Source organism: Mucilaginibacter phenanthrenivorans (genome assembly GCF_024721155.1).
Lineage (GTDB): Bacteria > Bacteroidota > Bacteroidia > Sphingobacteriales > Sphingobacteriaceae > Mucilaginibacter > Mucilaginibacter phenanthrenivorans.
In genome coordinates, this window is sequence record NZ_JAHVAP010000003.1 from 678,654 (window position 1) to 702,055 (window position 23,402).

The window sequence follows — 23,402 nt, forward strand, 5'->3', positions numbered from 1 at the left end:
TCTAAACAGCACAATGACACCCATCCAGGCCCTGCAAAAATATTTTGGCTATAGTGCGTTCAGGCATCAGCAGGAGGAAATTATCCATCATATTTTAGATAAGAAGGATGTGCTTACCCTGATGCCTACCGGTGGAGGGAAGTCCTTATGCTACCAGTTGCCGGCGGTTTTGCTTGATGGATTAACCATTGTGATCTCACCATTGATCGCCCTGATGAAGGACCAGGTTGATGCGCTGAATGTGAACGGCATCCCGGCTGCATTTATAAATTCGAGCCAATCCACGCAGGAGCAAATAGACATCAGCACACGGTTAAAAAATAACCAAATCAAATTATTATACCTGGCCCCCGAACGCTTGTTTGGCAAGGACAGCAAGCTGATAGATTTTTTAAAGACCTTACCCGTTTCGCTCATAGCCATTGACGAGGCGCATTGCATCTCGCATTGGGGGCATGATTTTCGGCCGGAATATTTGATGCTGTCGGGCTTTAAACTGGAGTTCCCCAATGTGCCGGTAATTGCACTTACCGCCACGGCAGACAAGCTCACCAAGAAGGATATCCTTGAAAAGCTCAACCTCCGCAATCCGGCCGTATTTGTATCCTCATTTAACCGCGAGAATATTACCTACCGGGTTCTTCCCAAGCAAAATAGCTTTAGCCAGCTGCTTGCATTTTTAGAAGATCATAAGGAGGATTCGGGCATTATCTATTGCCTGTCGCGTAAATCGACAGAGAGCCTGGCCGCTGATTTAAAAGATGCCGGCTTTTTAGCCGAGCCCTATCACGCCGGGTTGGATAATGGTGTTAAGGCGCGAACACAGGAAGCATTTCTGCGCGATGAGGTACGGATAATAGTTGCCACAATAGCATTCGGCATGGGCATCAATAAATCGAACGTGCGCTATGTGGTGCATATGGATCTGCCAAAAAACATAGAAGGCTATTACCAGGAAACCGGCAGGGCAGGCCGTGACGGTCTACCATCCGATGCCATGCTGTTGTTTTCGCCTGGCGATGCCATTAAGCTGAAGCAATTTGCCATGGTGGAGGACAACCCCGAGCAAAGCCGCATCATGCTGAAAAAGCTGGACGACATGGTAAACTATTGCCAGCTACACGCCTGTCGCCGTCAATATTTATTGAAGTATTTTGATGAGGACTTCCCGCCAAACTGTGGTTCCTGCGATTTCTGCCTAACCGAATTTAAAATGTTCGACGCTACGCTCATCGCTCAAAAGGCGCTGTCGGCAGTGGCGCGATTAAAGGAACGCTTTGGCAGCGTTTATGTAATTGATTTTTTGAGGGGATCGAGAAGTGAAAAGATCCGCCCGGAACATAAGGAACTTAAAACCTATGGCATTGGCGCGGAAATCAGCAAGCCGGAATGGCAACGCTACTTCCGCGAGCTTGCCGCGCAGGGTTATTTGCAGGTTACCGACGACATGTACCCGGTAGTAAAGCTTACGCCAAAGAGTGAAGGCGTACTGAAAGGTACAGAGAAGGTTGAGCTGGTTGCGTCGCAGGTTATTGAGGAATACCAGCCCGCTACAGAGGTGTTACCATATGAAGCCCCACTGTTGGCCGAACTACGGAACATCCGGCGGGATATTGCACAGCATGAAAATGTGCCGCCATATATTATATTATCAGATGCCGGGCTACAGGAAATGGCCACTTACCTGCCGCAAAGCCTTGACGAATTAAGGCTGATCTCCGGCTTCGGCGATATCAAGCTGGCGCGGTATGGCCGCGAGTTTTTGCTCCCGGTTAAAAGCTATAGTGAGAAAAATGGGCTCTCATCCAAAATGAAGCACAAGGTACCTAAGCGGGAGCGAAAGGCAAAAACCGGAAGCGGGAATAGAGCATCGGATACTGCACAGGAAAGCTTTACCCTTTACCGTGCTGGCAATACAGTTACCGAAATTGCTACCCAGCGTGGCTTATCTCCAACTACCATTGAGGGCCACCTGAGCTTTTATATTTATAAAGGCGAAATGGATGTTTTTGAATTGGTGACACCTGAAAAAATGCCCGCTATTAAGGATGTGGTTGAAAGCTATGGAGCCGAAAAGCTTTCACCGATAAAGGAGGTTTTGGGTGATGATTTTAGTTATGGCGAGATAAAGGCGGTTGTGGCCTGGATGCGGAAAAACGGGGAGATAGCCTGATGCTTCATCGAAAGATTTACGAAGTTTTCGAAACTTCGTAAATCTAATATTATTAAAGCGCTGCCTTAATCTCGTTCATTACCGCCTGGTGCGAGCTTACGCGGCCGCTCCTGATATCGTCAAGATTTTCGCGGATCACTGCCTTAAGGTCAAGATCATTTTGAAGATCAAATAATGCCGACTGGAGCCTTGCCCTTTCATGGTTATCTAACGTTTGCAGGGAAGCGATGATATCGTCGATGTTTAGTTTTTCAGGTGTTGTTGACATGCCCGAACATACGAATTTATTTTTGAAATTATAATATCCAAGGTTTAAAAAATGAAGCACGGCGTTGAAAAAATTTAACCTTTAGTACTTATTCGTATCTTAACTTTAAAATATCCGCAGGAGATATGAAAAGGTGGGATGTAATGGAGAGCGATAAATTCCCAGGGAAATCTGAAGCATAAATGACAAGAGGGGTGTCATGCTGAGGCACAAGCCTGCACTGAGGTTCTCGAAGTGAAGCATGCGGGCAAAGGCCTTTGCACCATGCTTAGCACATGGTCAGGCCTCTGCGCACGTCGTCTTTCGACAAGCTCAAGATGACAGCCCCACGCTGTTCAGTATATACGTGTCATGGGCTGCTCGGTCGAACCATCACAGGTCTTTTGACGCCTTAAAAACGTTACGAATTTTTACGGTGTTTGAAACTTGTCCGGGCGGCGGTCTTCGTCGGTAAAGGTCTTATCAACTATCAGGCGGATCACCTCATCAATTTCGTTACCTACGGTTAACAGGTGCTCAATAATTTCCTGGTTATCCGGGTTGTAAAAATTGGCCCGGTCCATAATAGCAATTAATCCGAGCATACTTGCCACCGGCCTACGCAGCTCGTGCGAGGTAAGCGAAGCTATATGGCGCAGCCGATTGTTCTGATCAATAATAGCCTGTTCTGTTTTAAGCCTTTGGGTAATATTGCGGGCAAAGCACCCCACACCGGTTATTTCGCCTTCGTTATTATAAATCGGGTTAAAGTTTATTTCGAACGATAGCACCTCCTTAGTATCAGGGGTAATACTTTCATTTACAATGGCATATCTTTCACCGGCAAGTGTGCGTCCGTAATAGCCCTTCCAGGCTTCAATTATTTCTGGCGTGTAGCTGTGTAAATAGGAATAATCGCCCTCCTTTGGTTCAGTACCTGTTAAATATGCTACCCGGTTGCGATAGGCCTGGTTCATGTACATGTACCGGGTTTCCTTATCAACCGACCAAATCTCATCCTCGGTATTGTTTATCAGCGCTTCCAGGCTGTTTTTTGTCCATACCAGCTCCTGTTCACGTTGTTTGGCCTGATCCCTGTATTGCAGCTTCTCGCTGATGTCAGCAGCAGCAACAATGCGGCAATCGAGGTTCCTGTATTTTACATCGTGGCTGGTGATTTCTGTATAGATAAGGTCGCCGTGTTTGCCTTTATGTTTCCAGACGCCCGCACTTGATATCCCTCTTTTATTAGATTCCGTTATGCCAATATCCGTAAGGTAGGAATAAAACGCTTCCAGGTTGGATTCATCGCGCAGATCACTGATGGTAAGTTCCAGGAATTCCGTCTCGGTGTAGCCGTAATTGATGATCGCTGCCTTATTAACCTTTAGGATGCGCAATGAGGCGATTTCAAAAACCCACATGGGATTTGGGTTGTCATCAAACAAAAATCCAAGTTCGTTCAGCAGCAGATCAGGCATGTTTTAAATTAAGCGCGTTGGCCATAATATAAAGTTAATTTTTTATTTTTAATTATCGGGCTGTCTAATGGCCAATAGGCTTTTTTACCCGGCAAATGCCGTAAAACCGACCAAACACTTATTATTTCGCGATAGTAACGATATCTGTTGATTTTTAAAAGAAGAATTTGAATTTAGTGATTGGAGAATAGAGATCAGAGATTAGTAACTTCGCAATGCGATATTACTGACCCTACTTAATTTTCAACTGACCTCTAATCTCTGGTCTCTAGCCTCCAACCATAACCAACTAATCTCCAGTCTCTAGCCTCTGATCACTAAATGATGAAATCATTTCCAATTAACAAATATAATACCTACCTTTGCATCCCCGCAGAAAGGACTCCGGGGACAATGTTGAATACATAAAATAAAAAAATGGCAACTAAAATCAGATTGCAAAGACACGGTAAAAAAGGTAAACCCTTTTATTACATCGTAGTAGCAGATGCACGCGCGCCGCGTGATGGACGTTTTATTGAGCGTTTAGGTTCATACAACCCAAACACTAATCCTGCAACAATTGACATCAATTTCGACAAAACTCTTGACTGGGTTAACAGCGGCGCACAGCCAACTGACACCTGTCGTGCTATATTGTCGTACAAAGGTGTTTTATACAAGAAACATTTACAAGGTGGCCTTAAAAAAGGCGCTTTAACTGAAGAGCAGGTTGAAACTAAATTCCAGGAATGGTTAGATACCAAGGACGGAAAGATCACCGGCAAGAAAACAGGTTTAGTATCAGCAAAAGACGAAGCGCGTAAAGCTGCTTTAGCCGCTGAAGCTAAAAAGAAGGAAGCTAAAGCTGCCGCAATTGTTGCTAAAAACACACCTGCAGTTGAAGAAGTTGAAGCACCTGCTGAAGAAGAAGCTACTGAAGCACCTGAGGCATCAGCTGACGAAACAGCTGCTGAATAATTTTCATCAGCAATTTATAAATGATGGCGAAGACCCTAACAGGGTTTTCGCCATTGTTATTTTGTAACACCTTTACCCATAGCGATGGGTTTGAAACCCATCGCTATGGGTAAAGGAAATCAAATCCACACCATGACAACCGAAGATTGCTTCAGAATAGGCAGCACCATAAAAACCAAGGGCTTAAAGGGCGAACTGCATATTTATACCGATTTTGATGGCATTGAAGCCATAAAGTTCAATTCGCTGTTTATTGAAATAGCCGGTAAGCTGGTGCCATATTTTGTAAGCTCGATAAAATACCTGCAGAAAAATGCGGCATATTTAATTTTGGAGGATGTGGACACCATTGAAAAGGCGGCACATCTTGCAAAAAAGGACCTTTACCTGCCCAATAAATTGAAGCCAAAAAAGGCGGAAGCCGAATTTACGCTGTTCGACCTGGTGGGCTTTACCGCCATTGACGACTACGAGGGCGAGCTCGGCAAGATCACTGATGTGCAGGAATACCCCCAACAGATCCTTGCAACCGTTACCTACAAAAACTGTGAAGTGCTCTTCCCGCTAAACGAGGAAATAATAAAAGGCATTGATGTGGTGAGGGAAATTGTGCGCGTTGATTTACCCGAGGGCTTGCTGGATATTTATTTGGATTGAGGGGTTGGTTGATTGAGAGATTGGTTGATTGAGTTGATTAGGTTCGATTGAGTTGAATAAGTTACTGGGAGTATATAAATAGTAAATAAGAAAAAAATGGAAAATTTTGACCAGGAAATAAAACAGATAGAGTTAAACAACTCGAGTGAAATAAATGGAGATCTGAAGGATTATTTCACCGTTATTACAAGGGCAGATGGAAAATACAAGATAGTTTGGGGGAAATCTATCTCGACCCATATCCGTCATAAAGTTGCTGCTCTGGTAAAAAAGCATTTTGTGCCGGCAGTAAAATAATGTAAGGCCGCGAAAAAGCCAAAAATTATTTTGTCAAGTTTCTTTGACATTTGTAAAGTTTGTTTTACATTTGGTAAATCAAACTTTACAAACAATGAAAACACGCTTCTTATTTCCTTACTGGTGCAGGTACCTGGGGTTTGCCTGCATTGTGTTTCACATCCCGATTATCCTGTTCGGAAAATCGTTCGGGTTCGATCCGCATAACCTGCCGGATGAACCGGGCATCTTTAGTCCGCACCATTTATTTTTCATCGCCACTTCGCTGCTCATGCTGACCGGGCTGGTGCTGGTAGCATTCGCAAAGGAGAAGATCGAGGACGAGCAGATCGCCCAACTCCGGGCCGATTCATTGCAGTGGGCCATCTACCTCAACTATCTTATCCTGATCACGTCCCTGGTATTCGCCAATCAACAGGATTTTAAGGACATCCTGCACCTGAACCTGTGGATACCGCTGGTGTTTTTCTACATCAGGTTCCGGTGGGTGATCTTCAGGTTAAACCGTTCAGCAAGGGAGGAAGCCATATGAAAACGCCGCTATTATTTCCGGCCAGATTAAAGTACCTGGGGGTACTACTGGCTATTCCCGGTTTTATTTTGGGTTATTTTGTACTTTATCAAAATTACGAGATCCCGGGCTTCGGGCTTAAGTTAAGAACTCAGGGCACATTTTTTCTGCCGGCAATTGAGAACTTTACCAATGAGCTGGCATTGACGCTGGTGATCATAGGCCTACTGTTAATCGCATTTTCCCGCGTAAAAAGAGAGGACGAACTTACGGCCAAAATGCGGCTGAATGCCTTGTACTGGGCCATCCTGGTAAATTATATTTTGTATGCCTTTATAATTGTTATCACGCTTTTTGGTTCGTGGCTCAAGAATCCGGCGCTTAGCAGAATAATCGATAATTTAACCAAAAACTTCGACTTTTATAGCTACAACCTGTTTGCGCCATTACTTATTTTTACCGGCCGCTTTTACTTTTTATTATTGCGCAATAAAAATGAGTTTGATATAAAACCGGTACATTTCCTGCCGAATAAGCCCTACCGTTTTTTAGGAAAATGGATCTCCGTAATCATTATTGCGGCCACGATAGCCCTTTTTGCATTTAAAGGTGACGATTCCGGTTACTATATGCTATCTATATTGCCGCTTAGCCTGCTGTTATGGGTTTATTCGCGCGAAAAGGAAGAGGACGAATTCATAGCTTCCACCCGGCTGGAAGCCATGCAGATAGCTGTATATGTAAATTATGCCATCCTGCTGTTATCAAACTTCTTTGTTTTCGGTGTCGATTTCCTTGGGGTTCAGCTGGTGAACCTGGTAACCATTCCGCTCATTTTTCTCATATGGTTTAACTTTAAGGTGTACCGCATCTCGAGGCAGGCCGAAATTAAAAGCATCTGACATGAAGAACAACATTCGCGTTGAACGCGCTATAAAAAATATAACCCAGGCCGATCTTGCTGATGCCGTAGGCGTATCGCGCCAAACCATCAATACCATCGAAAGCAATAAATACGTACCTTCAACTGTGCTTGCATTAAAAATTTCAAGAATATTTGGCAAGCCGCTTGAGGAAATCTTTATACTGGAGGAGGGGGATTAGAATCAAGAAGTCAAGAGACAAGAATCAGGAGAGGAAAAAAGTAAAAATATTATGGAAACCAAAACCGCTTTTACACCGCAGCTGGTTATTCCAAACGGGGTAACTGACATCAGCTTTTACACCAGAGCCTTTAATGCCGTTGAGCAATGGCGGCTTAATAATGATGACGGATCGGTACATGTAGCCGGCCTTAAAATAGACGGGGCTTTGTTTCACATCCACGAACAAATGCCGGGATCGTATGCTTTTAGTCCGGGGAAACATAACGGAACAACGGTGACCGTTGGCTTAATGGTTGATGATGTACATGCGGTATTCGCGCAGGCGGTGGCGGCAGGAGCAACGGCCAAATCTCCGGTGCAGGATTACGATTACGGCTACCGTCAGGGCGAAATAGTCGATCCTTTCGGCCACCACTGGACCATTGAAAAAATATTTAACCCCGACATCTTAATCAACCAAAACTATGGAAAATAATCCTGCTGATGAGTTTATAACCGCCATCAGGCCTACCCTGTCGGTAAGCAATGGCGTAGCCGCAGTTGAATTTTATAAAAAGGCATTTAATGCGCAGGAACTGATGCGCGTTGAAGACCCCGACGGCGCCATTGTAGCCGAACTTTCCATTAATGGCGCACGATTTTTTGTTGCTGACGGATCGCCGGAGGCGGAGCATCCAACACCGGAAAAGGCCGGCTCCATCCCTATCCGCATGGGATTGATCGTAGCCAATCCCGATGCCTTTGCAGCCAGCGCCATAGCAGCCGGAGCCATCGAAGTTTACCCCGTTGCCGACCAGGACTATGGCTACCGCTTAGGGCATATCATTGATCCCTTCGGGCATCACTGGGAAATTTGCCGGCCATTGTAAGCCACCTGCGTCATGCTGAATTTATTTCAGCACCTCATTTGCTAAGTCTACACCGTGCTAATACCTGGCAAATTGTAGATTTAGCAAAGAGCAGACCTTTAGTATGGGGTGCCGAAACAAGTTCGGCATGACGTGAATTTAATACCCAAAACATCACAAACACTTTTTCATCCGCACATCCGCACATCCATCATCCGCACATCTTTCCTATCTTTGCGCCATGCGTTTTGATATCATTTCTGTTTTGCCCGGCCTGCTTGAAAGTCCTTTTGCACATTCCATTTTACAGCGTGCGCAAAAAAAGGGCATTTCGGAAATTGTGGTACACAACCTGCGCGACTACTCCACCAGCAAACAGAAAAGCGTTGATGACTATCCCTACGGTGGCGGCAGCGGCATGGTAATGACCATCCCACCTTTTGCAGCTTGTATCGAAAAGCTAAAGTCGGAGCGCGAATATGACGAGGTGATCTTCATGTCGCCGGATGGTGAAACGCTGAACCAGGCCATCGCAAACCAGCTCTCCGGCAAAAAAAATGTCATTATACTTTGCGGCCATTATAAGGGCATCGACCAGCGCATCCGCGATATTTATGTTACCCGCGAGATCTCTATTGGCGACTATGTATTATCAGGCGGCGAGCTGCCCGCAGCTGTATTGGTTGATGCAGTAGTAAGGCTGATCCCGGGTGTATTGTCTGACGAAACCTCGGCCCTGTCAGATTCCTTCCAGGATGGCTTATTGGATGCGCCTGTTTACACCCGCCCGGCAGACTGGAACGGCCATAAAGTTCCCGATATCCTGCTGAGCGGCAACACCCCCGAAATTGAAAAATGGCGCTTTGACCAGGCCGTGGAGCGGACCAGGGCAAGAAGGCCGGATTTGTTGGATGAGTAGATTTTCCATTTAACCGTAGGGGCGTATTGCATACGCCCTCAAACGCGTTTCCTACAGTTGTGGTTAGGAATAATGAATAGGGCGTATGCGATACGCCCCTACAATTATATCCCTGGTTCAACATAAATAATCCCTAAATTAGATTGCAACCAAAATGCCTATCCTGCATTATAGCGTTGCAACCATGAACCCCGAACAGGAAAAAGAACTTATTGAACAATGTCACGCTGATCCTGCCGCCTTCGGGCAGGTGTTCGATTTGTGGTATAAGCCTGTTTTTGGGTACATCATGCGCCGAACTGCTGATTACGATCTATCGAAAGATATTGCTGCCGAAACTTTTCTTAAAGCATTTTTAAAGATAAATGGCTTTCGCTGGCGGGGTGTCAGTCTTTCGGCCTGGTTATACCGCATTGCAGGCAATGAGCTTAACCAGTACTACCGCAGCAGCAAATATAAACCCCAATCGTTGCAGCAATTACTGGAAAATCCGCAGATGGAAAAGCTGCTGCACCAGCAGGATGATGACGAACGCGAAGTAATGGAAAAGGAATTGCGGGCCTTTAACAATTATAACGTCATCCGCACCAACATGCTGAAGCTTGATCTGAAATACCAGGAAGTAATTGCCCTGCGCTACTTTGAGCAAAAAACAAACACCGAAATAAGCGCCATTCTAGATAAAAATGAAGGAACTGTTAAGTCGCTGCTATCGCGTGGACTGGAAAAATTAAGAAATATGCTTTAACACTGCAACCGAATGCCGGCTTTGCATTATAAGTACAATTAACATGGAAGACAAGGACGAATTTTTAAAGACGATGGAAAATTTACAGGTGCCGGACATTGATCCGCGCAAACATCCAAAAGTGGTAAAAATGGCCATAATGAATGCGGAGCGCTCGGCGGCGCTGGGGGTGTGGCTAATTGTTGTACCCTGCTACTTTTTATTTTGTGTATTTATGTACTATCATTTCCATGCGCACATGAACTGGTTTTCGGCCATGTTTGCGCTGATAGTAAGCATGGAAAAAACGCCGTACCTCGATTTCCTGGCGCCGATAATATTAGTAGTGTTGCCAATTATCTGCATCATTATCAATGTGCTGTCAATAATGCACGTACGGGTAGACAAGCCCGACCCAGACCAAATAAAAGTAAGGGAATTCAGCGTGACCATAAAGGTTAAAATATGGAACATCATACTCATATTATTAAGCCTGGCCATTTTGTTTGCCTTCATAAGTTTCGCAATGACAGAATCAATCTCCTTAAAAAATTAATGCTATGAAATTAAACTGGTTTACACGCAAGGGAATCATCTATTTACCGGCATCAATAATTGGCTGGGTTATCCTGGGTATGGCAACTGCTTATGCGGTTTACACATTTATCGATATAGATGGCCGCTCACACTCAGGAAGCGATACGATGATAAATTTTGTTTTCAATTTATTACTGATCGGTGTTGTGTATTCAATTATCGGCTATTTTACCGAGGCTAGGAAGAAAGTTGATTAAGTTGGGTTGAGTTGAATGGGTTAGATTGAGTTGAAAACTGGATAAAGCCAGGCAAAAACCTAATCAACTCAATCCAACTTAATCAACCTAATCAACTCCCTCATTGTTAACAAAACATAAAATGTGGAAATTTTTAAAATCCATTTTTATATGTTAAATAATTTTCCTATTATTGCACTCCGATTTTTACGGGTTAAAAATCGCTTTTAAGAGCTAAAAATCATGGATTTAGTAAAATTTGTTGAAGAACAATCAGTAGTAGTAAGAGAACTTCCAACCTTTAAGGCTGGCGATACAGTGAGTGTACATTATAAAATCAGGGAAGGAAATAAAGAACGTATCCAGGTTTACCAGGGTGTTGTTATTCAACGTAACAGCGCAGGTAATACTGAAACTTTTACTGTTCGCAAAGTATCAAACGGTATTGGCGTTGAGCGTATATTCCCTATCAACTCGCCAAACATTGATAAAATTGAAGTAAACAGCTTCGGTAAAGTACGCCGTGCTAAACTTTACTACCTGCGTGCCCTTACAGGCAAGGCAGCCCGTATCAAATCAAAAAGAGTTTAAGCCCCCAACCCCTAAAGGGGAGTGGAGAAAGTATATTGGCCTTTCCGGTTTTCCGGGGAGGCTTTTTTCGTGGGATTGATTTTTTGCATGTCGATAAAATACCTCATTATAAAATAGCAGTTGTTAATTGTATATTTGTTATAATAATGACAATCTTGTTATGAGAATAACCATTGAAATAGACAGCAAAAACGAAATGGAAAAGCTATCTGCCTTATTCAAGACATTTAGCACTGTTAGAGTTGTCTCTTCAGATGAAAGTAATGCACCTATCATCAAAGGGGATAAAAAAATAAATCCTAAAAGCTTATTTGGGATTTGGGCGAAAGCTCCCAAATCACTCGAAAATATCCGTAGAGATGCCTGGCAAAGAAAACCATAAAGTTTACCATGGTTTTGTGCGACACCAATATACTTATTCACGCTTTTAACGGAAGGCAAACAACGATAAGCCGTTTAAATGATATTGGGTTAGATCAGGTTGTGCTATCCGTCATTACAGTAATGGAACTCTACCAGGGAATGAGCAATAAAACTGAACTGGCTCAGTTAAAGAAGAAAATAAAATTCTATGATGTTATCGATATTGATATCAATACATCCAAAATGGCAAGTAGTCTTATTGAGAATTTTAAGTTGAGCCACGGTCTTCAAATACCAGATGCGATCATCGGCGCGACGGCAGTAATTTACCAAATCCCTCTTTTCACTTATAATATTAAAGACTTTAACTTTATTCCCGGCATACAACTAATTTGATTTAAAAGGTCTCTTCCGTCTTTACTGGTTTTCTTAAAAGGTGTGAACAAAATACATTGGCCTTTCCGGTTTTCCGGGGAGGCTTTTTTGTTGTTTTTATTTTTGTAATTTAAAAACATCGGGCATTCCCTAAAATCCGGAAGGTATAAAACATACAGGAATATTTTTTGTTAATTGATCACAACAAATGGTATGATAACACAAAGACCCGGTAAATTGCAAAAAAAAGAATTACCAACTGCATTTAATAAACTTACAGGGCAGCTTTTTGATAATTTACCAATTGCCATTTATTCTTGCGATAAAGAGGGTTTTATTACTTCTTTTAACCAGGCTGCCGTAAACCTATGGGGCCGTACACCCGAAATTGGCAAGGACCTTTGGTGCGGATCATGGAAGATATTTCAGCTTAACGGCGAACCGCTGAACCTGGATAGCTGCCCTATGGCACGTACTTTAAAAGAAGGCATTGCCCTTGAAGGTGAAGAGATAATTATACAACGACCCGACGGAACAAGGCTTAATGTGCTGCCATTCCCGGTACCAACCTTTAATGACTCGGGTGAACTAATTGGCGCAGTTAATACACTGATAGATGTAACCGAGCAAAGAAACAGCGAGGGCAAACAAGCCATGCTTGCCGCCATCATTGAATCGTCGGAAGATGCGATAGTAAGTAAAACTCTTAATGGAACAATAACAACCTGGAACGACTCGGCTGAGCGGGTGTTTGGCTATAAGGAGCAGGAGGCGGTGGGAAACCATATTACCCTTATTATTCCCCAAAACCGCAGGCAGGAGGAAGAGGAAATAATTTCGAAAATAAGGCACGGCGAAAAAGTGGAACATTATGAAACCTATCGCTTAACTAAGGCCGGTACAGAAATTCCGGTTTCGCTAACTATATCGCCTATCCTGAACACAAAAGGGGAAGTAATAGGCGCCTCAAAAATTGCACGTGATATAACCCGGCAAAAAAATGCTGAAGAAAGCCTGCAGCGCTATGCAAGCAATCTTGAAACACTAAATATAGTTGGTAAAATGATTTCTGAACGCCTGGCTGTGCAGGACATCCTGCAACAGGTTACTGATGTTACCACGCAGGTTACAGGCGCAGCCTTCGGCGCGTTCTTTTACAATAAATTTGATGAACATGGTGAATCGTACACACTGTTCACTCTGTCGGGAGCGCCCAGGGAGGCCTTTGAAAAATTTGGAATGCCGCGTAATACCGCCGTTTTTAGCCCCACTTTTAACGGCGAAGGCACTGTAAGGGTCGATGACATAACAAAGGACCCTCGCTACGGCAAAAACAGTCCACATTTTGGGATGCCCAAAGGACACTTACCGGTAGTGAGCTACCTGGCCGTACCCGTAATTTCAAAATCAGGTGCGGTGATAGGCGGGTTATTTTATGGACACCCCGAGGCTGGGAAATTTACCAGTCACCATGAGGCTATTATTGAAAGCGTAGCGACACAGGCCGCTATTGCCCTTGAAAACGCCAAGCTATATGAAGAGATCCAAAAACTCAACGAAAAGAAAGATGAGTTTATAGGCCTTGCAAGCCATGAGTTAAAAACCCCGGTAACCAGCCTGAGCGGTTATTTGCAGATCATTAACCGGCGCCTGCCCGCCGACGATGTAAATAAAAGCTTTATAGAAAAAGCACTGGCGCAGATAAACAAACTTTCGGACCTGATTTCGGACCTGCTGGATGTATCAAAAATTGAAACCGGGCAACTCCCCTTCTCCTTCACCAGCTTCGACCTGTTGCAGCTGTTGCACGAAGTTACCGAGGTAATGCAATACTCCACCAAAACACACCGGCTGGTATTAAATCCGGGGGGCAATAAATTGATGGTTACTGCGGATAAGCAAAGGATCGAGCAGGTGATCATCAACTTGCTGTCGAACGCTGTAAAATACTCCCCGGGGGCCGATCTGGTTAACATCTCGGTATCAATGGCTAACAATAAGGCCGTTGTCGCCGTTCAGGATTTTGGCCTGGGAATAAGCAAGGAACAGCAGGAGCGGATCTTCACAAGGTTTTACCGGGTTGAAGACATGGCTACCCATATCTCGGGCCTCGGGATAGGCTTATTCATCAGCAAGGAGATCATCAGCAGGCATAAGGGGAGGTTGTGGGTAGAAAGCGGACAAGGCAATGGTTCCACCTTCTTTTTCGAGATTCCGTTAGATCAGGAGCTAACTTAAGAATTCAAGACCTATTTAAATTTTTTCTGGATCCCGAAATATTCATCATTCCATACACCCTCCCCATCAAAATCAATCAGACCGCTAAAGGTAGCATGGTCATTACTAATCTTTACCTGCACTTTTAATACGCTTTTATCGGGTTTTAGCTGCGTTATGGTAAGTGAGTCGCCTTTTATGCTCCACATACCTGATGGCCGCCTTAAAATGCTATCCTTGCCATTCCGGTATTCCGAATAATAAGTGCCATCCTCCATAAAGTGTGTGCGGATGGGTTTAATACCAAGCCTGGCTTCCCAGTTGGTGCTATCGGCCTCCATGGTTTGCACCGGTTTGGTTTTATTGTGAAGTGTTATTTTCACATAAACATTTCGCCACTCACCAATAAGCTGCGACGTTAGATTGCTGTTTTTTGAGGCTGACGCGAAAGCTACAAAGCAGATTGTAAGACCCACTGCAAGATAAAGGCAATTCTTTCTCATTATTTAGATCCTTTGGGTAAAATATCAATCTAAATATCGGAAATTTTATTACAAATACTGGAAGGGATCGGAAGCTAGAAAACGAACCGGAAAGAGATTTGACAACTTTTAAAAAGTTGTCAAATCTAAAATCTATGAGGCTTATTTCTTCTTTATTGTGGTCTTAACCGGCCGGGAAGCTTTTACATCTTCAAAGGCATCAGCAGCATCTGCTTTGGTTTTGGCTGGTGCAGGGGCCGCTTTTACAGGTTCCGGTTTATCAGCCAGTTCAGCCAGTATGGTTTTACCACCTTTTACTACCTGGCCAAGCTCAACATTAATTTTGGTGCCCAACGGTAAAAAAACGTCAACCCGCGATCCGAATTTTATAAAGCCGAATTGCTCACCCTGGCCAACTACATCGCCCTCCTTTACATACCATACAATGCGGCGTGCAAGCGCGCCTGCTATCTGGCGGAACAACACCACTACGCCCTCCTTATTCTCGATAGCAATTGTGGTACGCTCGTTTTCGGTTGATGATTTTGGGTGCCAGGCCACCAGGTATTTGCCGGGATTATATTTAAAGTATTTCACAACGCCTGCAATCGGGTTTCGGTTAATGTGCACATTTATGGGCGACATAAACACCGAAAGCTGGATTCTTTTATCCTTCAAAAATTCGGTTTCAACAGTTTCTTCAATTACAACCACCTTGCCATCTGCAGGGCAAAGCACATGCTTGTCATGCGCATCAATGCTGATCTTCGGGCTGCGAAAGAATTGTACGATGATTACAAAAAGAAAAAACGAAAGGATGTAAGCTATCCATTTGATAACATGCGCCTCGGGAAAGTAAAATGATATAAATGCATTTAGTATAGCTATGAACAAAATACAAATGGCTAAGGAAGTATATCCCTCTTTGTGGAAAGTCATCATTGGGGTTGTTTCTTATGGTGTTATCGTGTGCTGATAATTTTGCAAAACTACTAATTTGAAATTAAGTAAAGGTAAGTATATACAATTGGAGCCGCTAAAAATAATCCATCGAACCTATCGAGCAAGCCACCATGCCCGGGTAAAATACCGCCGGAATCTTTAACATTAATACTGCGTTTAAACATCGACTCTATAAGATCGCCGGTGGTGCCGAAGAACGAGATCAATACGGCTATAATAACCCATTGGCTCCATTTAAGCTCAGTGTAAAAATGGGCCAGGATAAATGCCGCACCTGCGCTTATTAAAACTCCACCCACAAAGCCCTCCCAAGTTTTTTTGGGCGAGTGGCGTTCAAATAATTTAGTGCGCCCAAACGCCCGGCCTGTAAGATAGGCGCCGGTATCATTGGCCCAAAGCATTATTAAAAAAGCAAGCGGGAAATGAAAGTCAAAACCGGTGATCCTGTTTACAAACGCCATAGCATAGAAAAACACCATCGGTAAAACAACAAATATGACCCCGAAAACGGTGTAGGCAATATTTGTGAAGGGTGAACTGGTTTTTTTAAACAGTTCCTGTATAAATATAGCTACCACGCAAGGAATAATAACCAGCAGAAACTCATAGCAACCCGGGTCGTTATCGCTCATGGCTACCAGGCCGGCGCTAATAAATGTTAGTATGGCAAAAATTATACCTGTTACCCAATTGGGGCTAATTCCTCCCTGCTTTACCAGCGAATAAAACTCTACGAGACAAAATACGCTTAACACCAGGTAAAAAGGACCAAACACATACGGACCCAGCAGCACCGATGCCAGCATCACTATAATAAAAAAGAAGCCGGTTATGGCGCGTGTTTTCATGAGGTAATTTGATTCAGAATTATAATTTCAATTGCGTTGCTAAAATCTGCCTGGTGAACATAAACTTCAATTTCGCCGAAGTTGCGGTGTGACGAGTCCTGCTTATTCATTAAAACCGCCTCGATATTGTGCCAGGTAAGTGCTTGTTTCACCATTTCTGACTGGTAATAATTGGATGATACAAAGATTTTTATCCAGTTCTTCTCCATCACTCCACCGGGATTTGAACTTTTGCTGTGGCTACTCCTTTATAGGCATACATCAGTATCATCACCAAAATAAAACTTACAGTATAACCTATATAGGTAAACATGTGTTGCTCGTTAGGGTCGCCGGCGATAATTTTATGCTGGTAAAGGTATGTTACAACAACATCGGTTGCGTTGTTTATGAAGTGGGCCCAAACCCCTGTCCAGATGCTGCCGCTCCAGGCCACAAAATAACCAAAGAAAACACCCAGCAACAGCCTCGGCAAAAAGCCAAAAAACTCCATGTGGAAGGCGCTAAACAAAATAGCAGTGATCCAGACAGCGGCATGTACATTTTTTGTCCACCTGAAAAATATGGTTTGTATTACGCCCCGGAACATAAATTCCTCCACAATAGCAGTAAGCAGCCCAACCAGCAATACATCTATGATTACATCCGAAATGCTGTTCATGTTCAGCATGGCGTTCATTACCTTTTGTGCGCTATCCTCGCTTTCACGCATCCATTGCAGCCAGTGAGGTAAAACCATTTTTTGGTTGATGTTTGATAAAAGTTCTATTAGCGGATTTGAAACAAACATCAGCACGAAAACGATCACCAGTAATAACCACGGAAAGCGGAACGAGGGTTTAATATAATCGCCCGGGTTGTTGGTAAATACCTTTGCAAATAAAACAGAAACACCAAAGATGGGGAGGGTGGTACCTGTTATTTGTACTATCCATAAGGCAGCAACAAAATGTGGGGCATTAACGTCCAGCGTACCCAGGGCGGTCATGGTTTTTAAACCGTAAAGCGCGAATACAATACCCATGCCGATCATGGAACATAAAACGAGGGTAAACAGGGCAATTCCAAAGAAAACTAAAAACTGCAAACCGGGACTAAGGTTAAATTTGTCACGCTTATCTAACTGTTTGTACGGTGTATTTATCATCCGGCTTAAAATACGTATTTTTGCACGAAGATAAAGGATGTCTGTACAAATAGGAAATATTGATTTAGGTGAATTCCCGCTTTTGCTGGCGCCGATGGAAGATGTGAGCGATCCTCCCTTCCGTTACGTGTGCAAAAAAAATGGGGCCGATATGATGTACACCGAATTTATCTCGAGCGAGGGATTGATTCGCGATGCAGCAAAAAGCCGCCAGAAGCTTGATATTTTTGAGTACGAGCGCCCAATAGGCATCCAGATCTTTGGGAGCGATATCGACCATATGCGTGAAGCGACTGAAATTGCCACGCTGGCAAAGCCCGATCTGATGGACATTAACTATGGCTGCCCGGTAAAACAGGTAGCCTGCCGCGGCGCCGGCGCTAGCTTATTACAGGATATTGACAAAATGGTGGCCATGACCAAAGCGGTTGTTGAAGCTACACATTTGCCGGTAACCGTAAAAACCCGCCTCGGCTGGGACGATAATACAAAAAACGTTTACGAAGTTGCTGAGCGTCTGCAGGATGTAGGCATAAAAGCACTGACCATACATGGCCGTACCCGCGCCCAGATGTATAAGGGCGTAGCCAATTGGGAACTGATCCGCCAGATAAAAAGAAACCCGAGAATACAAATCCCCATTTTTGGGAACGGAGACATCGACTCGCCCCAAAAAGCGGCAGAGTGGCGCATGGAATTTGGCGTGGATGGGATGATGATCGGTCGTGCGGCAATTGGTTACCCGTGGATCTTCCGCGAGATAAAACATTACTTTAAAACCGGCGAATACCTGGAAAAACCCACCATTGCCGAACGTATAGATGCGTGTACAACCCACCTGCAAAAGTCCATGGAATGGAAAGGACCGAAGACAGGGATCTTTGAAATGCGCAGGCATTACAGCAATTACTTTAAGGGGATTGAGAACTTTAAGGAATACCGAATGCGCCTGGTTACCGCCGGAACGTATGAGGATGTAATGGAAATTTTGGATGAAGTAAGCCAAAATCCGAGGTACGCGGAAGAAGCCATGAGTCTTTAGTCTAAAGTCCTGAGCCGAAAGAAAGAAGACTTTAGCCTTGGAACTAAAGACTTATAACTCTTCCATAAAAAAAAATTCAAATATGGCTTGATATTTGAATGGATAATATATATTTGAATTTAAAGATTGTTTATATGGTTACTACTATTACAGACGGCGTTAAAGTTTCGGTAGAAACCATTTATCAGCCTGAGTATTCAAACCCTGCTAATGACCATTTTATGTTTGCCTACAAGGTAAAAATTGAGAATATGGGCAATTATGCAGTCAGGCTTTTAGGAAGGCATTGGTATATTTTCGATTCGAACGGCGCAAAACGCGAAGTAGAGGGCGAAGGTGTTGTTGGCCAGCAACCGGTTATTGAACCGGGTGAGGCACATGAATATGTGTCAGGCTGTAACCTAAAAACAGACATGGGCAGCATGAAGGGCGAATACCAGATGTCGCGACTAATGGATAATTCGACATTCAATGTACAGATTCCTGAATTTTACCTGATAGCGCCATACAGAATGAATTAATTTTTGTTCCACATATAAAAGAAAACCCCGGCTGCTTGAACAGCCGGGGTTTTTTATTGCATCATATTTTCTATTACCTGTGGTGCTCATGACCACCACCTGCCGGACGGGGCGCACTACGCTGTTGTGGCGCTCGTTGTTGCGGGGCTCGCTGCGGCTGCGGAGCGCGTTGTTGCGGCGCACGTTGCGGCTGTGGAGCACGTTGCTGTTGTGGTGCACGTTGCGGCTGTGGAGCGCGTTGTTGTGGTGCACGCTGCTGTGGTGCACGCTGCTGTGGTGCACGTTGTGGCTGTTGAGCGCGTTGTTGTGGTGCACGCTGCTGTGCAGGCCGGGCTTCACGCTGTGGTGTGCGTGATGGCTGAGCCGGGCTTCTTTGCGCAGCGTGTTGCTGGCGCTCGGGCCTGTTACCTCCCGGTTTGTTGCCCGGTGCCTTCCTGTCGGCTTGCGGATTGTTCCGGTTGCCTGTCGGCCTGCCGCGATCTGCAGCAACAGCCGGCCTTCCGTGATTTACTTTGGCAAACGAGCTCCTGTCTTTATGAGCAGCCTCCTGGTGCGACCGTTGAGCCGGCGTAGCATCTACATGGCGCTCTCTCATAGCTACCCGTTCCTGTGGCCTCGGCCTGGCAGTTACTCCGCCCCTGCCGCCGTTAAAGCTTGTGCGGTTATTATTTCTTACTATAACTCTGCGGTCAACGTAGGTATTATGTATTACGGTTCTGTTTACACGTACTACCGCGGTATTGTAACGGAAATGATCGCCATCCCAGCGGCCACCGTAATAACCATGACCACTATAGCCATAGCCGTAGTTTATCCCCCCATAAAACCCAATGTGCGGGCCCCAGTATCCGGAGTGAAAACCATATACACCGGCAGAAAAACCCCAGTAGGCCGGGGTCCAGTAATAACCTGGATTCGGCGGAGCTACCCATGCGCCGGGTACCCAATAGTAACCGTCTGCATCGTCATATGCCCAGTAACCTGGCTGCCAGATGTAGCCGTCAACCGGGCATTCAGGCTGTACATAAACAGGTAACGGAGGTGGGGCAATCCCAACGGATATACCAACACTAACTTGCGCATGTGCCTGTGGTAATGCAAAACCAACTATACATAAAAGAATAAATATTTTGATGATCTTTTTCATAAATGAGGGGGTATTGTTTCCTGATAAATTATTTAGCGATCGCGCTGATTTGCGTCGCCTTTATACGACAATCAGCAGCTGATAATGTTTTCGTACCCGTGGTTTATATTTGTTATGTATCAGGCTCATTCTGAGCGATGTTACTCCTTTTTAAGCTTACGTTGTGCAGCTTCGGCCTTTTTATTATCCTTAAGATGTTTATCAGCCTGCCTGAGCTGCATCCGCATCCGTTTGCTACGGCGTGCCGAAACATGGCGCCTGTGTCGAATTCGGCGCTTTACTTTATGTGTTTGATGCTGAACCTGCTGTTGAACCGTCACCTTGCTGTTGGTTAATGCCACGGCACCGGCAGCCCGACCAGAACTACCTATTATAACCAGGACAGCAAACAGGAATACAAACTTTTTCATGACAGCTATGATTGATAAACTTAAGACAAGCGGCAGGGAAAAATGTTTTGAAGTGGATTTTGCATGTAAAAATAAACCCCATCGAGTATATCGGTGGGGTTTATCAGTGGCTAAATAATAATATTAACGATGCTTCTCTTCATGTGGTGCCGCTTTGGGAGCACGTACAGGTGCCCGGTGTTGCTGTTGTTGCACATGCTGTTGCATACGTTGTTGTGGACGCTGCGGTGCCTGCCTTTGTTGTGGTTGATTTGCCGCCGGTTTTTCGGCTGCGGGATTTTCGTTACTTACGGGCTTTTCAACGTTTTGCTTGTTTTCAGGCTTGTCTGCGCTTGTCGGGTTCGAATTGCTTTGCGGACGGCTTCCATTGGCAGCAGCTGGATTTCCGTTAGCACCGTTATTCCTATGGCCAAATGATGTGTTGGTAGCCTGGCGCCCCTGTTGGTTGAACGGACGGCCATTTACCCTGTTCATAGCCGTTGCTGCCGGCCGGCCATTATTAACCTTCGCAAACTGATTCCTGTCCTTTGATGCCGTTTGCTGGTGTGACATTTGCTCGGCAGTTGGCTGAACATGCTGTTCCTTCATGGCGGCCTGCTCTTCAGGGCGTGGTTTCGCGGTAACGCCACCGGGGCCGTTAAAGCTGGTATGGTTATTCACAGTGGTGTTATTGACGATAACAGTTTTATCGACATAAGTATTATGAACTACCGTTGTATTTACATTCACTACAGCGGTATTGTACCTGAAGTGATCGCCGGACCATCCGCCGCCTGCAAAACCTACGCCACCATAACCATAGCCATAGTTAATGCCCCCATAAAAACCTATGTGAGGCCCCCAGTATCCGGAATGAAAACCGTATACACCACCTTCATAACCCCAGTATGCAGGTGTCCATAAAAGACCCGGACGGGGTGGTGCAACCCATACACCTGGCACCCAATAGTACCCGTCGTTATCGTCATATGCCCAATACCCGGGCTGCCATAAGTACCCGTCAGTGGGGCATGCGGGTTGTACATAAACCGGCAGAGCCGGGGGAGCTATCCCTACCGATATACTGATCTGTGCACTTGCTTTTGACAACGCAAAAGACATCACACCTAATAAGATAAATATTTTTGCAAATTTTTTCATAACCTGTTTTGTTTATTTAACAGGTCAGACAATTGGTATTATGGATTGTTTAACCGCTAAACCAATTCTAATGGAAATTTAATGTGGCGAAACAGGCGACGAACTGCCTACCGTTCTACCATCAAACCGGCTACCTCGAAACTGAGAACATGTTTGGCGTTTGTTTTAGTGGTGTGTTGTTTCTTCCCGTTTACCGTGTCGCCCGCAAAGTGTTGCAGATCATCGGCTATAAATTGTTTTGCGGCCACGCCCTGGGCAATAATATAACGCCCCCTTAGCGCTGCGGGAATGGTGGTTCCATAGTTCTTAAAATGCGCTGCTATTACTTTACCATTTCCTGCATCAATGGTGAACCAGCCACCCTTTGGCTTGGTAACGTTTATTACGCGGCCCTTAATGGTGGTTGAAATGCGCGTCATTTTACCCATAAACGTTTCCAGTTTTGTCGCGTCAAGCATGGCGCTGGTATCGGGTTTTGTACCGTAGATCATTCCGTGCGGCAAAGGTGTTTGTTTTTGGGCAAATGCTGATAAGGAAAATAACAGGCAGGCGGTTATTGCAAATGTTTTCATGGCATTAAAATTTAAGGGATGTACCTGTATAACAATAAAAAGCTGGGGTGGTTTGGGAAGAAGAGTTCATAGTTGGGAGAAGTTCATAGTTGATGGTTCATGGGAAAAAGAGGTAGGTGCTGATTCAATTAGAGTTCTTGTTATATCAAAAAAACACTTACATTAGTTTAACCAATTATAAACCATTTTATTCTTCCGGATATGACAGCTAACAAAACCCTGTTTGCCAAAGGCCTGTTTGCGGGCCTGGCCCTGCTCCTGTTTTTAACCAGTGCAAATGCCCAAACAAAGGATGGCTGGCGGCAACTATTCAATGGCAAGGACCTGAACGGCTGGAAACAGGTGGGTAAAGGCAGCCGCTACGTAAAGGATGGCACAACAGGCAGCCATGGCGGTATGGGCCTGCTTTACTGGACGAAGGAGAAATTCAGCAATTGTACCATCCGTTTGGTGTACAAAATGGAGAAATTCAATAGTAATTCGGGCGTGTTTATCCGAATCCCGCTGGAACCGCGCGAAGAGTGGATGCCTGTATTTTATGGCTACGAAGTGCAGATAGATAATCATCCGGAAACATCTCAGGAGGACGATTATCACGTAACCGGAACCTTGTATTCATTAACCAAACCACTGGCCAAGCCAGGCAAACCCGGTCCGCAATGGAACACGATGGAGATCACCCTTGATGGCCCGCGCACCATTGTTACCGTTAACGGCGTAAAGGTTACTGATTATACCGAGGGACAACCGACCCCAAAACGCAAATTCGATTTTGAGCCATACCGTGGCTTACGCCCCAACGAAGGCTATATCGGCTTGCAAAATCACGGACCTGATGACGTGGTTTTCTTTAAGGAGGTATCCGTTAAACCGTTGCATAAATAG

At 44.7% G+C, this 23,402-nt stretch carries 30 protein-coding genes and 1 pseudogene; 20 read left to right on the forward strand and 11 right to left on the reverse strand.

The genetic code is table 11. The annotated features are described in order from the left end of the window. Positions 1 to 13: 13 nt before the first annotated feature. Positions 14 to 2,173, forward strand: a complete 2,160-nt coding sequence (gene recQ / locus KXD93_RS09385) for a DNA helicase RecQ (RefSeq protein WP_258136788.1) — start codon at positions 14 to 16, stop codon at positions 2,171 to 2,173. 52 nt (positions 2,174 to 2,225) lie between these two features. Here recQ and KXD93_RS09390 read toward each other — a convergent pair whose 3' ends face one another. Together KXD93_RS09390 and KXD93_RS09395 are read right to left on the reverse strand one after the other, a co-directional pair. Then, positions 2,226 to 2,441: a hypothetical protein gene (locus KXD93_RS09390; protein WP_258136790.1), complete on the reverse strand. Its 216-nt coding sequence runs from the start codon at positions 2,439 to 2,441 to the stop codon at positions 2,226 to 2,228. 410 nt (positions 2,442 to 2,851) lie between these two features. After that, positions 2,852 to 3,901, reverse strand: coding sequence for a PAS domain S-box protein (locus KXD93_RS09395; RefSeq protein WP_258136791.1), 1,050 nt, complete (start codon positions 3,899 to 3,901; stop codon positions 2,852 to 2,854). A gap of 417 nt (positions 3,902 to 4,318) precedes the next feature. Here KXD93_RS09395 and KXD93_RS09400 point away from each other — a divergent pair, with 417 nt between their 5' ends. The 16 genes from KXD93_RS09400 to KXD93_RS09475 all read left to right on the forward strand — a co-directional run bounded on the left by KXD93_RS09400 (position 4,319) and on the right by KXD93_RS09475 (position 14,266). Then, a complete protein-coding gene (locus tag KXD93_RS09400) occupies positions 4,319 to 4,861 on the forward strand; it encodes a 30S ribosomal protein S16 (RefSeq protein ID WP_258136792.1) in 543 nt (180 codons plus the stop codon). An 84-nt stretch (positions 4,862 to 4,945) separates the two neighbouring features. Further along, on the forward strand, positions 4,946 to 5,518 hold the full coding sequence (gene rimM / locus KXD93_RS09405; protein WP_258136793.1) for a ribosome maturation factor RimM: 573 nt from the start codon (positions 4,946 to 4,948) through the stop codon (positions 5,516 to 5,518). A 96-nt stretch (positions 5,519 to 5,614) separates the two neighbouring features. Further along, positions 5,615 to 5,815 (forward strand): hypothetical protein, encoded by a 201-nt coding sequence (locus tag KXD93_RS09410; RefSeq protein ID WP_258136794.1) that lies wholly within the window; start codon positions 5,615 to 5,617, stop codon positions 5,813 to 5,815. 94 nt (positions 5,816 to 5,909) lie between these two features. Continuing rightward, the gene (locus tag KXD93_RS09415; RefSeq protein WP_258136796.1) at positions 5,910 to 6,347 is read left to right on the forward strand and encodes a hypothetical protein; all 438 of its coding nucleotides are present in this window, start codon (positions 5,910 to 5,912) and stop codon (positions 6,345 to 6,347) included. Beyond that, on the forward strand, positions 6,344 to 7,228 hold the full coding sequence (locus KXD93_RS09420; protein ID WP_258136798.1) for a hypothetical protein: 885 nt from the start codon (positions 6,344 to 6,346) through the stop codon (positions 7,226 to 7,228). Before KXD93_RS09415 ends, KXD93_RS09420 begins: the two co-directional genes overlap by 4 nt. 1 nt (position 7,229) lies before the next feature. After that, on the forward strand, positions 7,230 to 7,430 hold the full coding sequence (locus KXD93_RS09425) for a helix-turn-helix transcriptional regulator (RefSeq protein WP_258136799.1): 201 nt from the start codon (positions 7,230 to 7,232) through the stop codon (positions 7,428 to 7,430). 51 nt (positions 7,431 to 7,481) lie between these two features. Beyond that, complete coding sequence (locus tag KXD93_RS09430) at positions 7,482 to 7,907, forward strand: VOC family protein (protein ID WP_258136800.1); 426 nt, start codon at positions 7,482 to 7,484, stop codon at positions 7,905 to 7,907. Further along, positions 7,897 to 8,301, forward strand: coding sequence for a VOC family protein (locus tag KXD93_RS09435; protein WP_258136801.1), 405 nt, complete (start codon positions 7,897 to 7,899; stop codon positions 8,299 to 8,301). The genes KXD93_RS09430 and KXD93_RS09435 overlap by 11 nt, the downstream gene beginning before the upstream one ends. A gap of 220 nt (positions 8,302 to 8,521) precedes the next feature. After that, positions 8,522 to 9,199: a tRNA (guanosine(37)-N1)-methyltransferase TrmD gene (gene trmD / locus KXD93_RS09440; protein WP_258136803.1), complete on the forward strand. Its 678-nt coding sequence runs from the start codon at positions 8,522 to 8,524 to the stop codon at positions 9,197 to 9,199. Positions 9,200 to 9,353: 154 nt separating this feature from the next. Beyond that, complete coding sequence (locus KXD93_RS09445) at positions 9,354 to 9,947, forward strand: RNA polymerase sigma factor (protein ID WP_258136804.1); 594 nt, start codon at positions 9,354 to 9,356, stop codon at positions 9,945 to 9,947. Between the two features lie 43 nt (positions 9,948 to 9,990). Beyond that, the gene (locus tag KXD93_RS09450; RefSeq protein ID WP_258136805.1) at positions 9,991 to 10,482 is read left to right on the forward strand and encodes a hypothetical protein; all 492 of its coding nucleotides are present in this window, start codon (positions 9,991 to 9,993) and stop codon (positions 10,480 to 10,482) included. Between the two features lie 4 nt (positions 10,483 to 10,486). Beyond that, the gene (locus tag KXD93_RS09455; protein ID WP_258136807.1) at positions 10,487 to 10,720 is read left to right on the forward strand and encodes a hypothetical protein; all 234 of its coding nucleotides are present in this window, start codon (positions 10,487 to 10,489) and stop codon (positions 10,718 to 10,720) included. A gap of 222 nt (positions 10,721 to 10,942) precedes the next feature. Beyond that, complete coding sequence (rplS, locus tag KXD93_RS09460; protein WP_258136808.1) at positions 10,943 to 11,290, forward strand: 50S ribosomal protein L19; 348 nt, start codon at positions 10,943 to 10,945, stop codon at positions 11,288 to 11,290. A 160-nt stretch (positions 11,291 to 11,450) separates the two neighbouring features. After that, complete coding sequence (locus KXD93_RS09465; RefSeq protein ID WP_258136809.1) at positions 11,451 to 11,672, forward strand: hypothetical protein; 222 nt, start codon at positions 11,451 to 11,453, stop codon at positions 11,670 to 11,672. A gap of 8 nt (positions 11,673 to 11,680) precedes the next feature. Beyond that, complete coding sequence (locus tag KXD93_RS09470) at positions 11,681 to 12,049, forward strand: type II toxin-antitoxin system VapC family toxin (RefSeq protein ID WP_258136810.1); 369 nt, start codon at positions 11,681 to 11,683, stop codon at positions 12,047 to 12,049. Between the two features lie 192 nt (positions 12,050 to 12,241). After that, entirely contained in the window at positions 12,242 to 14,266 is a 2,025-nt protein-coding gene (locus KXD93_RS09475) for a PAS domain S-box protein (RefSeq protein WP_258136812.1), read from the forward strand. Positions 14,267 to 14,277: 11 nt separating this feature from the next. Here the strand turns inward: KXD93_RS09475 and KXD93_RS09480 are convergent, their stop codons facing one another. The 5 genes and pseudogenes from KXD93_RS09480 to KXD93_RS09500 form a co-directional block, all read right to left on the reverse strand. Beyond that, positions 14,278 to 14,748 (reverse strand): hypothetical protein, encoded by a 471-nt coding sequence (locus KXD93_RS09480; RefSeq protein ID WP_258136814.1) that lies wholly within the window; start codon positions 14,746 to 14,748, stop codon positions 14,278 to 14,280. Between the two features lie 264 nt (positions 14,749 to 15,012). Beyond that, positions 15,013 to 15,666 (reverse strand): annotated as a pseudogene (locus KXD93_RS09485) (phosphatidylserine decarboxylase family protein); the annotation flags it as partial. A gap of 53 nt (positions 15,667 to 15,719) precedes the next feature. Further along, positions 15,720 to 16,538 carry a phosphatidate cytidylyltransferase gene (locus KXD93_RS09490; RefSeq protein WP_258136816.1) on the reverse strand — a complete coding sequence of 273 codons (819 nt, stop codon included), beginning with the start codon at positions 16,536 to 16,538 and terminating at the stop codon, positions 15,720 to 15,722. Continuing rightward, complete coding sequence (locus tag KXD93_RS09495; RefSeq protein WP_258136817.1) at positions 16,535 to 16,747, reverse strand: putative signal transducing protein; 213 nt, start codon at positions 16,745 to 16,747, stop codon at positions 16,535 to 16,537. The genes KXD93_RS09490 and KXD93_RS09495 overlap by 4 nt, the downstream gene beginning before the upstream one ends. Continuing rightward, positions 16,747 to 17,685 (reverse strand): CPBP family intramembrane glutamic endopeptidase, encoded by a 939-nt coding sequence (locus tag KXD93_RS09500; protein WP_258136819.1) that lies wholly within the window; start codon positions 17,683 to 17,685, stop codon positions 16,747 to 16,749. Before KXD93_RS09500 ends, KXD93_RS09495 begins: the two co-directional genes overlap by 1 nt. Positions 17,686 to 17,722: 37 nt before the next feature. Here KXD93_RS09500 and dusB point away from each other — a divergent pair, with 37 nt between their 5' ends. Both dusB and apaG read left to right on the forward strand, forming a co-directional pair. Then, positions 17,723 to 18,727: a tRNA dihydrouridine synthase DusB gene (gene dusB / locus KXD93_RS09505; RefSeq protein WP_258136822.1), complete on the forward strand. Its 1,005-nt coding sequence runs from the start codon at positions 17,723 to 17,725 to the stop codon at positions 18,725 to 18,727. A gap of 134 nt (positions 18,728 to 18,861) precedes the next feature. Then, complete coding sequence (gene apaG, locus KXD93_RS09510; RefSeq protein WP_258136823.1) at positions 18,862 to 19,248, forward strand: Co2+/Mg2+ efflux facilitator ApaG/CorD; 387 nt, start codon at positions 18,862 to 18,864, stop codon at positions 19,246 to 19,248. A gap of 73 nt (positions 19,249 to 19,321) precedes the next feature. On the opposite strand, the gene KXD93_RS09515 is transcribed toward apaG, so the two are convergent. The 4 genes from KXD93_RS09515 to KXD93_RS09530 form a co-directional block, all read right to left on the reverse strand. Continuing rightward, positions 19,322 to 20,395: a YXWGXW repeat-containing protein gene (locus tag KXD93_RS09515; protein WP_258136825.1), complete on the reverse strand. Its 1,074-nt coding sequence runs from the start codon at positions 20,393 to 20,395 to the stop codon at positions 19,322 to 19,324. 140 nt (positions 20,396 to 20,535) lie between these two features. Further along, positions 20,536 to 20,805: a hypothetical protein gene (locus tag KXD93_RS09520; protein ID WP_258136826.1), complete on the reverse strand. Its 270-nt coding sequence runs from the start codon at positions 20,803 to 20,805 to the stop codon at positions 20,536 to 20,538. Positions 20,806 to 20,928: 123 nt separating this feature from the next. Next, a complete protein-coding gene (locus KXD93_RS09525; RefSeq protein ID WP_258136827.1) occupies positions 20,929 to 21,945 on the reverse strand; it encodes a YXWGXW repeat-containing protein in 1,017 nt (338 codons plus the stop codon). Positions 21,946 to 22,052: 107 nt separating this feature from the next. Further along, complete coding sequence (locus KXD93_RS09530; RefSeq protein ID WP_258136828.1) at positions 22,053 to 22,517, reverse strand: DUF4920 domain-containing protein; 465 nt, start codon at positions 22,515 to 22,517, stop codon at positions 22,053 to 22,055. 201 nt (positions 22,518 to 22,718) lie between these two features. On the opposite strand from KXD93_RS09530, the gene KXD93_RS09535 reads away from it, so the two are divergent. Then, entirely contained in the window at positions 22,719 to 23,402 is a 684-nt protein-coding gene (locus KXD93_RS09535; RefSeq protein WP_258136829.1) for a 3-keto-disaccharide hydrolase, read from the forward strand.

What these genes read in the sequence shown, in the direction of transcription:
- recQ (WP_258136788.1), top strand. Translation starts at nt 14, where the DNA reads ATGACACCCATCCAGGCCCTGCAAAAATATTTTGGCTATAGTGCGTTC.
- KXD93_RS09390 (WP_258136790.1), bottom strand. Translation starts at nt 2,441, where the DNA reads ATGTCAACAACACCTGAAAAACTAAACATCGACGATATCATCGCTTCC.
- KXD93_RS09395 (WP_258136791.1), bottom strand. Translation starts at nt 3,901, where the DNA reads ATGCCTGATCTGCTGCTGAACGAACTTGGATTTTTGTTTGATGACAAC.
- KXD93_RS09400 (WP_258136792.1), top strand. Translation starts at nt 4,319, where the DNA reads ATGGCAACTAAAATCAGATTGCAAAGACACGGTAAAAAAGGTAAACCC.
- rimM (WP_258136793.1), top strand. Translation starts at nt 4,946, where the DNA reads ATGGGTTTGAAACCCATCGCTATGGGTAAAGGAAATCAAATCCACACC.
- KXD93_RS09410 (WP_258136794.1), top strand. Translation starts at nt 5,615, where the DNA reads ATGGAAAATTTTGACCAGGAAATAAAACAGATAGAGTTAAACAACTCG.
- KXD93_RS09415 (WP_258136796.1), top strand. Translation starts at nt 5,910, where the DNA reads ATGAAAACACGCTTCTTATTTCCTTACTGGTGCAGGTACCTGGGGTTT.
- KXD93_RS09420 (WP_258136798.1), top strand. Translation starts at nt 6,344, where the DNA reads ATGAAAACGCCGCTATTATTTCCGGCCAGATTAAAGTACCTGGGGGTA.
- KXD93_RS09425 (WP_258136799.1), top strand. Translation starts at nt 7,230, where the DNA reads ATGAAGAACAACATTCGCGTTGAACGCGCTATAAAAAATATAACCCAG.
- KXD93_RS09430 (WP_258136800.1), top strand. Translation starts at nt 7,482, where the DNA reads ATGGAAACCAAAACCGCTTTTACACCGCAGCTGGTTATTCCAAACGGG.
- KXD93_RS09435 (WP_258136801.1), top strand. Translation starts at nt 7,897, where the DNA reads ATGGAAAATAATCCTGCTGATGAGTTTATAACCGCCATCAGGCCTACC.
- trmD (WP_258136803.1), top strand. Translation starts at nt 8,522, where the DNA reads ATGCGTTTTGATATCATTTCTGTTTTGCCCGGCCTGCTTGAAAGTCCT.
- KXD93_RS09445 (WP_258136804.1), top strand. Translation starts at nt 9,354, where the DNA reads ATGCCTATCCTGCATTATAGCGTTGCAACCATGAACCCCGAACAGGAA.
- KXD93_RS09450 (WP_258136805.1), top strand. Translation starts at nt 9,991, where the DNA reads ATGGAAGACAAGGACGAATTTTTAAAGACGATGGAAAATTTACAGGTG.
- KXD93_RS09455 (WP_258136807.1), top strand. Translation starts at nt 10,487, where the DNA reads ATGAAATTAAACTGGTTTACACGCAAGGGAATCATCTATTTACCGGCA.
- rplS (WP_258136808.1), top strand. Translation starts at nt 10,943, where the DNA reads ATGGATTTAGTAAAATTTGTTGAAGAACAATCAGTAGTAGTAAGAGAA.
- KXD93_RS09465 (WP_258136809.1), top strand. Translation starts at nt 11,451, where the DNA reads ATGAGAATAACCATTGAAATAGACAGCAAAAACGAAATGGAAAAGCTA.
- KXD93_RS09470 (WP_258136810.1), top strand. Translation starts at nt 11,681, where the DNA reads ATGGTTTTGTGCGACACCAATATACTTATTCACGCTTTTAACGGAAGG.
- KXD93_RS09475 (WP_258136812.1), top strand. Translation starts at nt 12,242, where the DNA reads ATGATAACACAAAGACCCGGTAAATTGCAAAAAAAAGAATTACCAACT.
- KXD93_RS09480 (WP_258136814.1), bottom strand. Translation starts at nt 14,748, where the DNA reads ATGAGAAAGAATTGCCTTTATCTTGCAGTGGGTCTTACAATCTGCTTT.
- KXD93_RS09490 (WP_258136816.1), bottom strand. Translation starts at nt 16,538, where the DNA reads ATGAAAACACGCGCCATAACCGGCTTCTTTTTTATTATAGTGATGCTG.
- KXD93_RS09495 (WP_258136817.1), bottom strand. Translation starts at nt 16,747, where the DNA reads ATGGAGAAGAACTGGATAAAAATCTTTGTATCATCCAATTATTACCAG.
- KXD93_RS09500 (WP_258136819.1), bottom strand. Translation starts at nt 17,685, where the DNA reads ATGATAAATACACCGTACAAACAGTTAGATAAGCGTGACAAATTTAAC.
- dusB (WP_258136822.1), top strand. Translation starts at nt 17,723, where the DNA reads ATGTCTGTACAAATAGGAAATATTGATTTAGGTGAATTCCCGCTTTTG.
- apaG (WP_258136823.1), top strand. Translation starts at nt 18,862, where the DNA reads ATGGTTACTACTATTACAGACGGCGTTAAAGTTTCGGTAGAAACCATT.
- KXD93_RS09515 (WP_258136825.1), bottom strand. Translation starts at nt 20,395, where the DNA reads ATGAAAAAGATCATCAAAATATTTATTCTTTTATGTATAGTTGGTTTT.
- KXD93_RS09520 (WP_258136826.1), bottom strand. Translation starts at nt 20,805, where the DNA reads ATGAAAAAGTTTGTATTCCTGTTTGCTGTCCTGGTTATAATAGGTAGT.
- KXD93_RS09525 (WP_258136827.1), bottom strand. Translation starts at nt 21,945, where the DNA reads ATGAAAAAATTTGCAAAAATATTTATCTTATTAGGTGTGATGTCTTTT.
- KXD93_RS09530 (WP_258136828.1), bottom strand. Translation starts at nt 22,517, where the DNA reads ATGAAAACATTTGCAATAACCGCCTGCCTGTTATTTTCCTTATCAGCA.
- KXD93_RS09535 (WP_258136829.1), top strand. Translation starts at nt 22,719, where the DNA reads ATGACAGCTAACAAAACCCTGTTTGCCAAAGGCCTGTTTGCGGGCCTG.